Source organism: Pseudomonas sp. CCI3.1 (genome assembly GCF_034313985.1).
Classification (GTDB): domain Bacteria; phylum Pseudomonadota; class Gammaproteobacteria; order Pseudomonadales; family Pseudomonadaceae; genus Aquipseudomonas; species Aquipseudomonas psychrophila.
Map to the genome: position 1 here is coordinate 976329 of NZ_JAVIWO010000001.1, position 12559 is coordinate 988887.

Below are 12559 nucleotides of genomic sequence, written 5' to 3' on the forward strand. Positions count from 1 at the left end.
TCGGTTATTCCCCAGACAACTATTCCCATGATGGGTATTGAGCAGCCTAATACCAGGCAGCACACTGATAGACAATAACGAATTTTTTGAATATTCATCTGCTCATGCCTGCGCGGCGGAAATTTAGAGACTAATGTATTGGCGGGTTTCTGACTTGGCTTTTTAGTGCGAATCCGACCTCTAGTTGATCAGATCCTCTGGGGGAACCGGCCCCCCTCACAGCACCACCTGCAGGCATCACAAAACTTGTAGTCGCTGCAAAAGGCTGCGATAAGGGCCGCCTGACCACGCCTTTGCGCGAGCAACTGTCCTCGATTCCTGTGGGAGCGGGCTTGCTCGCGATAGCATCGGCCCGGTTTGCCAGAAAGACCACAGCGCCTGCATCGCGAGCAAGCCCGCTCCCACAACACAAGGCCGGCGCCCATCACTCGTGGAAGTTCGCGTGTTTGAATTAACCAGCTATTTCGGCCTGTTCCTGGCGGCATTCGGGGCCGCGTCACTCCTGCCCATGCAATCGGAAGCCGTGCTGGTCGGCATGCTCCTGTCCGGCAAGTACGTCGCCCTGACACTGCTGGTCGTGGCCACCCTCGGCAATGTCCTAGGTTCAGTGTTGAATTGGGTATTGGGCCGCTCGGTCGAGCGCTTTCGGCACAGGCGCTGGTTCCCGGTCAGCGAGCAAAAACTCGACAAGGCCCGCGCGTTCTATCTGCGCTATGGCCGATGGTCGCTGCTGCTGAGCTGGGTGCCGATAATCGGCGACCCGCTCACCATGATTGCCGGCATCATGCGCGAACCGCTATGGAGTTTCGTTCTGATCGTCACCCTGGCCAAGGGCGCCAGGTATCTGCTGTTGACGGCAGTCACGCTGGGCTGGACGTAAGCGACCAGCCCGCACTCACTCAAACCGGGCTTGCAGTGATGCGTTGCTCCATCACAGGCGGGTATTCAGGCAGCCAGGATAGCGGCATCAGTTGATTGTATTTTTGATAGAACGAGGACTGAATCCGGCCGCGAATCTGCTCCAGCTGTTCAATCAGATCCACTAGCGCTTGCTGCTGCGAGGCCAGACGAATTTCATCCTCAGCCACATCGCTGTCGGGCAATGTAATTGCCTGCAGCGCAATACGTTCACTGAAGTAAGCAGGCACTCGTCGACCATTGCGATGCAATTGGTTTTCGGCGCGATAGCATTGAACCAGCCCGGCCAAAATCATTTCGGCCTTGTTCAAACCGCTGGCCATCCGCGGCTTTACATTGCGCTTTTCGTCCAGGGCCGACTGGTAGCTGACCAGTTGCTCATTGCACGCCAGAACATCCGACTCAAGCTTTTCAAGAAACTGCTGCTTGAGCGCCATCAGTTCATTGCGCACGTCGGCAATCTCGTCCTGATAGATCCCCAACGCTTGATTGCGGCGCTTTTGATGTTTTTCGAATCCCGAGTGATGCTCTGCCTTGTAGGCACACAATTCAGCCTCGCGCTCGCGCACGCTGTACTCCAGGCGCTGCAGCCGTATCGCGTAATCGCTCACCAGGCTGTCTATGGCACGTTCGAAATCCTGGTCAACCTGTATACAACGGCTCACCGTAGCGCCGATATCCAGTGCATCCAGCCGGTTTTGAACCGCAGTGAGCCGCGATTCGGCCCATGCCAGAACCTTTTCTCGCTCCAACTCAAGGGTCACACGGATGGTCTCTTCAGTCGCCGTCAGCCGGGTTGCTTCCTCAGGGGGATAGCCCTGCTCACCGTGGCACCGGGCTTGCTCAACGATGTTGAGATCCCGTTTCAGGTGTTCAAACTCAGGCGGGACAAATAAAGGATTGCCAGTACGCTCGCGACTGCGATCAGCCTGCTCCAGAATGTTCATCAGTTTTTTGAATAACTGCATGGCGTTCGCTCCGAAAAAGAGGTCGTGAAGCCAAATCACCGATTTGAACGTAACGGCCGAGCTTGAAACTCGCCGCAATCGTCAGTGCCATCAAGCGATTCCGGGAAAATTCAGGAGATACATCAAGGAAGCAGCGAGGTGAGGATGATGCCTGCATCAAGCAGAGCGTGATCCGTGATCCCGACAGCAAACACTTAGGGAATAACCTTAGTGTCAAAATCATGCCAACGCCTGCCATGAATGACAAGCAATAAGTAGCACATAGCCATCAATCACGGGCATACGCTTGAAAAACGGGGATTTTTTGCGTTTAAACGACAACGTTTTTGCCGCAAGAACGGGCCAGAAAGTACAAAGGCCTGAAGAATCAGGCCGGCGGTAAATAATCCCGGAGCGCCTTCAAGCGCTCCGGGTTTTGCACATCAGCGCTGCATGCCCCAGCGCTTGACCGTGACCCGCTCAAGGGTAGCGAACACCAGGTTCTCCACCAGCAAGCCGATCAGAATCACCACCGCCAGCCCGGCAAACACCTTGTCGGTGTACAGCTCGTTGCGGTTCTGGAAGATATACCAGCCCAGGCCGCCCTTGCCGCTGGTGGCGCCGAACACCAGCTCGGCAGCAATCAGCGTGCGCCAGGCAAATGCCCAACCGATTTTCAGACCGGCGAGGATCGATGGCAGCGCTGCAGGAATCAGGATAAACAGCACGAAGCGAATGCCTTTCAACCCATAGTTGCGCCCGGCCATGCGCAGGGTTTCCGAGACGCCGAGAAAACCCGCATACGTGTTCAGGGCCAACGCCCAGAGCACCGAATGTACCAGCACGAAAATCAGGCTGTTCTGCCCCAGCCCGAACCACAGCAATGCCAGTGGCAACAGGGCAATGGCCGGCAACGGGTTGAACATCGACGTCAGGGTGCTCAGCAAATCACGACCCAACTGGGTCGAAACCGCCAGCGTGGTGAGCGCAAACGCCAGAATGATCCCGATCAAGTAGCCCTTGAGCAGCACCACCATGGAAATGCCCACTTTGCTCAACAACTCGCCGCTGATCAAACCGCTATACAGGGCACTGCTGGTTTGCAGGAACGTGGGTAACAGCAGATCGTTGTTCTGGTAACGCGCAACCAGCTCCCAGAGCACGGCCAGGACTATCAGAATCAGGCTTTTACGTAACCAGCCCTGCTGCCAGAGCCGCTGCCCGAGGGGCAGTTCGCGCTCCAGAGGTACCGTCAGCAACGGCTCCAGGACCACTTCATACTCCTGGCGTACAGATGATGATTGGCTCATCGGGCAATCCTCCACGGCTCAATAAGCGATACGGATATCAGCGAAATTCAGGGGTTGTTCGTCAGTGCCTGCATCGGTTTCATCGAACAGCAGCCGATGAATGCGCCGCGCCGTGTGCTGGAACCCCGTACCGCCCAGGCTGTGCAGGTCGTACTGATGGCTGTTGATTTCAGCGCGCACACGCCCCGGGTGCGGCGACAGCAGCAAGATCCGGTTACCGACTACCAGCGCCTCTTCGATGGAGTGCGTGACAAACAATAAGGTAAAGCGCACCTCCTCCCAAAGCAGCAGCAACTCTTCCTGCATCTTGCGTCGGGTCAGGGCGTCGAGTGCGGCAAAGGGCTCGTCCATCAACAGGATTTTCGGCTGCATCGCCAAGGCCCGGGCGATCGCCACGCGAGCCTTCATGCCACCGGACAAGGTGTGCGGGTAAGCTTCGGCAAATGCAGCCAGGCCGACCTTGTCCAGATAATGCAGTGCCCGTTCCTCGGCTTCGCGCCGTGGCAGGGTTTTGGAGGCCAGCAAAGGGAACATCACGTTTTGCTTGACCGTCTTCCAGGGCGGCAGTTGATCGAACTCCTGGAACACCACCATACGGTCCGGCCCCGGCGCGGTGACGGCCTGGCCCTGGAGGCGGATCTGCCCCTCGCACGGTGTGTGAAACCCGGCGACTGCCTTGAGCAACGTCGACTTGCCGCAGCCCGAAGGGCCAAGCAGGATAAAACGGTCCGCCGGATCGATTTCAAAACTGACCTGATGGGTTGCCCTCACCACACGTTGCGGCGTGCGGTACTCAAGGCTTACCTGATCGACCGACAACAGGGCAGGCCCTGTTGCGTTCAAGTGGCTGGCCGTGTGGCCTTGCACGGAGGCGTTCATGGCTGTCAGCTCCCCTGCAGCGGTTTGGCGTCCTGGAAGAAGTAATCTTTCCAGGAGTCGGGTTTGTTTTTGATCGCGCCAACGCGGTACAGAAACTCAGCCAGTGGGTAAGTGTTTTTCGGCGTCACGCTGAACTCGTACTCCGGGGTGTCGATGATCTTCAGCAACTCGTCGCGATCGACTTTGGACTTGGTTACACGAATGTATGTGTCAGCGGCAGCAGCCTTGTCGTTCTGGGCAAACTCGGCCGCCTCGGTCAACGCCTCGACGAAGGCCTTGTAGGTTTTAGGGTTGTCGTTACGAAACTTCTCGGTGGCAAACAGCACGGTCGGTGAGTTGGGGCCGAGCAAGTCGTAGGTATTGAGCACCACGTGTACGTTGGGGTTTTTCAGCGCCTGATCCTGGAACGGCGGGTTGGAAAAATGCCCGCTCAGCTCTGTACCACCGGCAATCAGCGCAGCCGTGGCATCAGGATGGGGAACGGCGATGGTGTACTTGTCCAGCCGGTTGAATTCCTTGTCGCCCCATTGCTTGGCAGCCGCGTATTGCAAGAAGCGTGACTGCACGGAAACACCCACAGCAGGCACGGCAATGCGGTCCTTCTCGGAGAAGTCGGCAATGGTTTTGACGTTCGGGTTATTGCTCAGCAGGTAGTACGGAAAATTGCCCAGCGATGCCACGGCCTTGACGTTCTGCTTGCCGTGGGTGCGGTCCCAGATTGTCAACAGCGGGCCAACCCCGGCGCCGGCAATGTCAATGGAGCCGGAGAGCAAGGCATCGTTGACCGCCGCTCCGCCGGACAATTGAGTCCAGTCGACCTTGATGTGGATGCCCTCCTCCTTGCCGTGTTTCTCGATCAGGTTTTGATCGCGCACCACGTTGAGCAGCAGGTAGACAATGCCGAACTGTTCGGCAATACGGATCTCGCCTTCGGCATGGGCCACGGTGGGTGCGACCAGGCTGCTGGCAAGCAGACTCAAGCCCAGGCCTACACTGGCAGCGACGGTTTTGAATGATTTGGGCATGGCTATGCTCCTTGAAATAGGGACGATCAGTAAGGGGCATTGCCCTGAATGGTGGTGCGATAGAGCTTGCGCCGCAGATGGCTTGGGCATCCGGCAGCGAGATGGATCAGCGAACGGTTATCCCAGAACACCAGGTCATGGGGCTGCCATTGATGGCGGTAGATGTTTTCAGGCAGCACGCTGTGGGCGAATAGCTCTGCCAGCAACTGGCGGCTTTCATCCTCGGGCAGGCCCACGATACGGGTCGTGAAACCCTCGCTGACAAACAGGGCCTTGCGGCCGTTTTCCGGGTGGGTCCGTACCACCGGATGCACCACCTCGCTGACCTGGGCCAGTTGCTCTGGGGTCAGGGTCGGGCGCCAGTTGCCTTCAAATTTGGTTTCGCTGTAGCGCGCCGTATACGAATGCGCGGCCGAGCGGCCCTCCACGGCGCTGCGCAAGGCTTGCGGCAGGCCGTCCCAGGCTTTGTGCATGTCAGCGAACAGCGTATCCCCGCCTTCGCTCGGCAGCTCCTGGGCATGCAGCATCGAGCCCAGGCTCGGCAGCTCTTTATAGGAAAGATCGGAGTGCCAGAACTTACCCGCATCCCCCAGGCCGATGGATTGGCCGTTCTCGATAATATTGGAGACGATCAGAATTTCCGGGTGGCCGGTGAGCAGAAACTGCTTGAGCACATGAATCTGCAAGATGCCAAAACGACGACTGAAGGCGATCTGTTGCTGCGGGGTAATGCGCTGATCGCGAAACACCACCACGTGATGCTCCAGATGCGCGCGGTGAATGCGCGCAAAATCCTGGTCATTGACCGGCAACGCCAGATCAAGCCCGATGATTTCGGCACCCACGGCACCGCTGAACGGGCGGATTTCAAAAGACTGGGGGGCGATGCTTACAGCAATCGCAGAGGCAGACGGTGCAGACATAAATCACTCCCACGCAGAGCACACCCAATGGCGCGCTGATCGATCAGAAACTCACGGAGGTCCCGTGTTGGTTCATTTCGTGCGGCGCGTCGATTGGTCGACCTGTACGCAGGGGTATGACTTTATAGGTATAAGAAATTTAATTTAAATACCGTTAGGGAATAAGCATATGACCTGTGATCCGGCTTATTTCGCTCCACGGGCTAAAGCACTGACGCGCCCTGCCGATGGACTTGAATGGCATAAGGTTTAAAGGACGAATCGACATGGTCGGCAGCATCAATCCCTTGGCATCCAGCCTGAATATCCAGAGCGTGGCCAGCACTGCATCCAGCAAGGCGCCGGACAGCAGCGCCGTGAGTGACGCCAGCGCCACGGCCACCGAACAGGTCAAGCCGCGAGCGTCCAGGGGCGCCAATGCAGCACCTGCGCCAGACAGCAATGACGACAGTTCAGACACGGTCAAGCAGCTGAAAAAACAGATCGCGCAACTGCAAAAACAGCTCCAGCAGCAGATGCAGGCACTGCAAAGCATTCAGGCCAGCGACCAGAGCCCGGACGCCAAGGCCGCTGCCGTTGCCGGGGCCCAGGCACAAGTGACGGCGACCACTGCGGCGCTGCAAGCGGCCACGGCCGCATTGCTGCAGGCACTGACAGCCCAGGGCAGCAGCGGCTCGGGGTCAATGGTCAGCACCAAGGCGTGAGCTTTAGGGCAGGCGCGCAGAGCGCCTTATAGATACTTAGGTGGGAGTGAGCCTGCTCGTGAATGGTTATAGCGAGCGGCTTGCCCCCACGGGTGAAGCCACTCTGCAGCCGCTGAACCTCAGGTCGGTAAACCGCTACGCTGTAGCCGGTATACGGTCCAGGCGTAGAACACCAGCGCCAGGCCCGCCAGCGAGCCCCCCGCCAGCCCGATCCAGGCAAAGCCAAAATGGCTGCCAACCGAACTGCCCAGCAGTGCACCGCCGCCGATCCCGATGTTGTAAATCCCCGAGAACATTGCCATCGCCACATCGGTTGCATCGGGCGCCAGCGTCAAAACTTTGGACTGCATCGCCAATCCAAAACCCATGATCGCCATCCCCCAAATGATGCTCAGCACACCCAGGGACTCAATCCAGTTGCTGGCCGGCAACATCAACAACAGGCTAAGCGCGATCAAGCCCACTGCCGTCAGCAGAAAGCCTTGGGGGTTGTACTTGTGGAACCAGCTGAAACACAGGGAGCCGATAATCCCTGCCCCACCGAACAGCAGCAGGATCAAGGTCACAGTGCTGCCGCTCATGCCGGCCACCCCTTGCACAAAGGGCTCAACGTAGCTGTAAGCCGTAAACTGAGCAGTAATCACCACAGCGGTCAACACATAGACCGCCACCAGCGCAGGTCGCTTGAACAGCACCGGCAGGCTTCTGAGTGAGCCCGAGTTCTGGCTCGGCAACAATGGCAGGGTTTTGGCCAGCCAAAACACCAGCAACGCGGCCAGCCCGGCAATGACAACAAAGGTGGTGCGCCAGCCCATGGCTTCACCCAGCAAGCGACCCAAAGGGACGCCCATGACCATCGCCAGCGACGTACCGGTTGCCAACAAACCCAGCGCCTGTACCTGCTTGCCCTCTGGGGCCAGCCTTACCGCCAGTGACGCGGTAATCGACCAGAACAGGGCATGAGACAACGCTACCCCGATCCGGCTTAACAGCAGGATGCCAAAGTTTGTCGCCAGGCTCGATAACACATGACTGGCGATAAACAACCCGAACAGCACGAGCAACAACTTGCGTCGCTCGACGTTGCGGGTCAGCAGCATGATCGGCAGCGATGCCAGTGAAACCACCCACGCATAGATGGTCAGCATCAGTCCGACCTTGGCAGTGGACAGATCAAAACTGCTGCCAATCGCACTCAACAACCCCACAGGTACAAATTCGGTGGTGTTGAACACGAAAGCGGCCAGCGCAAGCGCGATGACCGGTTGCCAGTTGGCAGTGGAGGTAGAAGTGGGGTTGGTCATTTAAAGAATGCACTACTCGCTATCGATGATCTAACAAGCCCATGACACGACCGCCCTTGCAGACCCTTCGAGCCAGAACCACGCAGACGGTAGTTTATAGCCTTCTCAAGGGGCTGTTGATGAACATCTGCTCTTGCTCTGAAAATTTTTAATGGATCCACTGAAGTAACTCATATTTTTATTTTGTGTTCGGTAATCGCCAAAACAAGCCATAAAACCCAATAAGCCATCAATGTGAAATTGACTTGAAAGATCTGGATACCGCCTAATGGATCCATAAAAGCAATAACACCTGATCTGGAGATTGGTCATGTACCCAAAAAACACCTGGTATGTCGCATGCACCCCCGATGAAATCACTGACAAGCCTTTGGGCCGGCAGATTTGCGGCGAGAAAATGGTTTTCTATCGCGGCCACGAAAACAAAGTCGCCGCTGTCGAGAACTTTTGCCCGCATCGCGGTGCTCCCCTGTCACTGGGGTATGTCGAGAACGGCAACCTGGTGTGCGGCTATCACGGACTGGTCATGGGCTGCGACGGCAAAACCGTCGAGATGCCCGGACAGCGGGTACGCGGTTTCCCGTGCAACAAGACCTATGCCGTGGTCGAACGCTACGGCTTTATCTGGGTATGGCCCGGCGATCAGGATCAAGCCGACCCTGCCTTGATCCACCACCTGGAGTGGGCGGTGAGCGATGAATGGGCCTATGGCGGCGGCCTGTTTCATATCGGTTGCGACTATCGCCTGATGATCGACAACCTGATGGACCTGACCCACGAAACCTACGTACACGCCTCCAGCATTGGCCAAAAAGAAATCGACGAAGTCGCCCCGACCACCACGGTTGAAGGCAACGAAGTCGTCACGGCGCGGCACATGGAAAACATCATGGCCCCGCCGTTCTGGCGCATGGCATTGCGCGGCAACAACCTGGCCGACGATGTGCCGGTGGACCGCTGGCAGATTTGCCGCTTTTCTCCACCCAGTCATGTGTTGATTGAAGTCGGGGTCGCCCACGCGGGCAAAGGTGGCTACCACGCAGCCCCCGAGTTCAAGGCATCGAGCATCGTGGTCGATTTCATCACCCCTGAAACAGACACCTCAATCTGGTACTTCTGGGGCATGGCGCGCAACTTCAACCCTCAGGATCAGGCACTCACCGCTACGATCCGTGAAGGTCAGGGCAAGATTTTCAGCGAAGACCTGGAGATGCTCGAACAACAGCAACAAAACCTGCTGGACCACCCGCAACGCGCATTGCTCAAGCTCAATATCGACTCGGGCGGCGTGCAGTCACGCCGCGTCCTGGACCGCATCATCGCCAGCGAACGCACACCCGAGCCACACCTGATCGCCACTGCGCAGTAATTCCCGGACGGGGGCGAGCGCACGTGGGCCAGCCCCCTCAATGGCAACGCTTTGAGGAAGCAGCATGATTGATGTGGTGGTGGTATCTCGCAACAACGAAGCGCAGGGCATTTGCACCTATGAACTGGCCAACGTCGATGGCAGCGCCCTGCCCGCGTTCAGTGCCGGTTCGCACATTGATGTGCACCTGCCCGGCGGGCTGATCCGCCAATACTCCCTGTGCAACCATCCTGACGAACAGCATCGCTACCTGATTGGCGTGCTCAAGGACCCAGCTTCACGGGGCGGCTCGCAAAGCCTGCATGAACACATCAAGGGTGGCGATCGTCTGCGCATCAGTGAACCGCGCAACCTATTCCCGCTGGTCCACGAAGCCCGCCGCAGCTTGCTGTTTGCAGGCGGGATAGGGATTACCCCGATTTTGTGCATGGCAGAACGACTCGCCCACAGTGGCGCAGATTTCGAAATGCATTACTGTGCCCGCTCCAGCGAGCGAGCGGCTTTTGTCGAGCGCATCCGCAACTCGCCTTTTGCTGACCGGGTGTTTTTGCATTTCGACGAGCAGCCAGAAACCGCCATGAATACCGCTCAGGTACTGGCCAACCCGCAGCCCGACACCCATTTGTATGTGTGCGGGCCCGGTGGTTTCATGCAGCATGTTTTAGACAGCGCACGCGCTCAGGACTGGCAGGAAAACGCCCTGCACCGCGAGTACTTCGCCGCCGCCCCGGTTGACAGCAGCAACGATGGCAGCTTCTCGGTCAAGGTGGGCAGCACCGGCCAGGTCTTCGACATTCCGCCCGACAAAACCGTGGTTCAGGTCCTGGAAAGTCACGGCATCGATATTCCCATGTCGTGCGAACAAGGGGTCTGCGGCACATGCCTGACCCGCGTACTTGAAGGTGTGCCGGATCACCGCGACATGTTTCTCACCGAAGAGGAGCAAGCCTGCAACGATCAGTTCACCCCGTGCTGTTCGCGCTCGAAATCGCCCATGCTGGTGCTGGATATCTGAACCTCAATCGGAGCGGTGAATCACTTTCATCCGCTCATTGGCGGTGGCCGAGCCGAAGATTTCGGCATAGCGCAACGTCGCGTTGGCGTGCTCGCGCATGATCGCTTCGGCGCGGGCACCCTGGCGACTGACCAGCGCATCGAACACCGAATGATGCTGCATATGGGCATAGTTGAAGCGCCGGTATTCACGGGCCATGTCTTTTCGATCAACCGCCAGCGCCGTCACTGAAGCAAACGGCAAATGATCATTGCGGGCCAGGGCATCGGCAATGGCCGGGTTGTGACTGCCTTCAACGATGACCTGATGGAAACGCATATTGAGGTCGTGATAGACCTCAAGATCGTCCTCGGTGACGAAGCCTTTATCGAACAGCTCGTCCCCTTGCAACAGGCATAACTCAAGGGCGGCCCGCGCCTCTGGCGACAGCCCGCGCTCGGCAGTCAACCGTGCCGCCAGACCTTCGAGCACCCCGCGCACTTCCACCGCCCCCGCGATGTCATTGGCACTGACCGAGCGCACCTGAAAACCGCGCCCGCCGAAACGCACCAGCAAGCCTTCCTGCTCAAGCGTGCGAAAGGCCATGCGTACCGGCATGCGGGAGACGCCGAACAACTCGGCAGTGGGAATTTCCATGAGGCGTTCGCCAGCGGCAAGCTCGCCAGAGGCAATCATCTTGCGCAGTGCAATCAGCACCAATTGACCGGGTTTGCTCATCCAGGCAGCATCCAGAAAACGTGAGCGGCCATAGTAACGCATGAGCGGCTATAGAGACTGAGCGGCGCGCACACTCCTCAGCATCCACCGCCTGGCACACCTCCTTGTGGGAGCGGGCTTGCTCGCGATGGTATCGACGCTGTTCGGCAGACACACCGCACGGCCTGCATCGCAGGCGCCCCTACATCGACAACGGATAACTCACGATCACACGGGTCTGGTCGAAGTCGCTGTTGAAGCTGCGACGGTTGGTGGCGTTGTTGACGCGCAAGCTGAGGTTCTTCAGCGTGCCGCTCTGGAACGTATAGCCGACCTCGGTATCGCGCTCCCATTCCTTGCCGTTAGCCCCCTGTTTGGTAGTGGCGTTGTCGCCATGACCATAGCGAACCATCGCCAGCAATCCAGGCACCCCGAGCGCGGCAAAGTTGTAGTCGTAGCGCGCCTGCCAGGAGCGCTCGTCGGCATTGCTGAAGTTACCGTTGAACATGTCGTTGCCCAGCGTGCGCCCGCTGCTGCCGTACACCGACATCCAGCCGCTGTCCCCGCTGACCCGCTGCAACCCCAGGTACAACGTGTGCCCGCCCGTAGCCGCGGAGAACAATCCGTACGCCGTGCGGCTGCTGACCCGACCGATACGCGCGCTGCCATCGTCCTTGTCGATGAAGTAACCCAGATTGGCGCCCAGCACCCAGTCACCCACCGGCTGTTTGTGCAGCAGATTGAAATAGCTCTGCTGGTAGATATCCGCCAACTGCGAATGCCACGCCCCCACCTGGGTACGCTGCTCATTGAAACGGTACTCAGCCCCCGCGTAGTTGAATCGGTCGGAGGTCACGCCCGGCGCAGCCCAGGCCGCCAGATCCTGCATGTCTGAAGAATTGCGCAGGCTCACGGCCCGGTATTGCCCCGCCTGCAGCCCCAGGCCTTCAATCTCCCTGGACACCAGCATGGCGCCACGGAAGGTCTGCGGCAGCAGTCGCCCATCGTCGTAGCGCAGCACCGGAACATCCGGCAGCAGTTCGCCAACCTTCACTTCCGTTTCCGAAAAACGCGCCTTGGCCGCCAGTCCTGCCCGGCCAAAGTTATCGGCCGCGCGACCATCGCTGTTCACCGGCAGCAGTTCGGAACCACTGGCCACGCGACTGCTGTCGAGCTTGACCCCAAGCATGGCAATCCCTTCCAGGCCAAAACCCACAGGCCCCGGGGTGTAGCCTGAGCTGAATTTCAGAATAAAGCCCTGCGCCCATTCATCCACCTTGCTTTTGCCGGCGCTGTGGTCACGAAAATCACGATTGAAGTAGTAGTTGCGCAGCATCAAATCGGCCTTCGCGCCGTCAAAAAAACCTTCATCCTGGGCCATTGCCGAGGCACACACCGACAACGACAGCAAACCTGTAAGCATCTTCATTATTATTGTTCTCCGATTGTTGGGCGCAGCCGCTCCCCGC

The 12559-nt window shown here is 58.3% G+C and carries 12 protein-coding genes; 4 read left to right on the top strand and 8 right to left on the bottom strand.

The features are described 5' to 3' along the window. The first annotated feature begins 442 nt into the window (after positions 1 to 442). Positions 443 to 880: a YqaA family protein gene (locus tag RGV06_RS04310; RefSeq protein WP_019822435.1), complete on the top strand. Its 438-nt coding sequence runs from the start codon at positions 443 to 445 to the stop codon at positions 878 to 880. 19 nt (positions 881 to 899) lie between these two features. Here RGV06_RS04310 and RGV06_RS04315 read toward each other — a convergent pair whose 3' ends face one another. The 5 genes from RGV06_RS04315 to RGV06_RS04335 all read right to left on the bottom strand — a co-directional run bounded on the left by RGV06_RS04315 (position 900) and on the right by RGV06_RS04335 (position 6002). After that, a complete protein-coding gene (locus RGV06_RS04315; RefSeq protein WP_322149464.1) occupies positions 900 to 1886 on the bottom strand; it encodes a hypothetical protein in 987 nt (328 codons plus the stop codon). 422 nt (positions 1887 to 2308) lie between these two features. After that, positions 2309 to 3175, bottom strand: a complete 867-nt coding sequence (locus tag RGV06_RS04320; protein WP_019822432.1) for an ABC transporter permease — start codon at positions 3173 to 3175, stop codon at positions 2309 to 2311. Between the two features lie 18 nt (positions 3176 to 3193). Beyond that, positions 3194 to 4054 carry an ABC transporter ATP-binding protein gene (locus RGV06_RS04325; protein ID WP_322149465.1) on the bottom strand — a complete coding sequence of 287 codons (861 nt, stop codon included), beginning with the start codon at positions 4052 to 4054 and terminating at the stop codon, positions 3194 to 3196. 5 nt (positions 4055 to 4059) lie between these two features. Further along, complete coding sequence (locus tag RGV06_RS04330; protein WP_322149466.1) at positions 4060 to 5079, bottom strand: ABC transporter substrate-binding protein; 1020 nt, start codon at positions 5077 to 5079, stop codon at positions 4060 to 4062. Positions 5080 to 5105: 26 nt separating this feature from the next. Beyond that, positions 5106 to 6002, bottom strand: coding sequence for a TauD/TfdA dioxygenase family protein (locus RGV06_RS04335; protein WP_019822426.1), 897 nt, complete (start codon positions 6000 to 6002; stop codon positions 5106 to 5108). A gap of 266 nt (positions 6003 to 6268) precedes the next feature. Here RGV06_RS04335 and RGV06_RS04340 point away from each other — a divergent pair, with 266 nt between their 5' ends. Then, complete coding sequence (locus RGV06_RS04340) at positions 6269 to 6706, top strand: hypothetical protein (RefSeq protein WP_322149467.1); 438 nt, start codon at positions 6269 to 6271, stop codon at positions 6704 to 6706. A 119-nt stretch (positions 6707 to 6825) separates the two neighbouring features. On the opposite strand, the gene RGV06_RS04345 is transcribed toward RGV06_RS04340, so the two are convergent. Beyond that, complete coding sequence (locus RGV06_RS04345) at positions 6826 to 8010, bottom strand: sugar transporter (RefSeq protein ID WP_019822423.1); 1185 nt, start codon at positions 8008 to 8010, stop codon at positions 6826 to 6828. A gap of 310 nt (positions 8011 to 8320) precedes the next feature. Here RGV06_RS04345 and RGV06_RS04350 point away from each other — a divergent pair, with 310 nt between their 5' ends. Continuing rightward, a complete protein-coding gene (locus RGV06_RS04350) occupies positions 8321 to 9379 on the top strand; it encodes an aromatic ring-hydroxylating oxygenase subunit alpha (protein ID WP_133078539.1) in 1059 nt (352 codons plus the stop codon). A gap of 64 nt (positions 9380 to 9443) precedes the next feature. Then, on the top strand, positions 9444 to 10394 hold the full coding sequence (locus RGV06_RS04355) for a PDR/VanB family oxidoreductase (protein ID WP_019822421.1): 951 nt from the start codon (positions 9444 to 9446) through the stop codon (positions 10392 to 10394). 3 nt (positions 10395 to 10397) lie between these two features. Here the strand turns inward: RGV06_RS04355 and RGV06_RS04360 are convergent, their stop codons facing one another. Continuing rightward, positions 10398 to 11111, bottom strand: a complete 714-nt coding sequence (locus tag RGV06_RS04360) for a GntR family transcriptional regulator (RefSeq protein ID WP_046810628.1) — start codon at positions 11109 to 11111, stop codon at positions 10398 to 10400. 181 nt (positions 11112 to 11292) lie between these two features. Then, the gene (locus RGV06_RS04365; protein WP_046810622.1) at positions 11293 to 12519 is read right to left on the bottom strand and encodes an OprD family porin; all 1227 of its coding nucleotides are present in this window, start codon (positions 12517 to 12519) and stop codon (positions 11293 to 11295) included. Between the last annotated feature and the right edge of the window lie 40 nt (positions 12520 to 12559).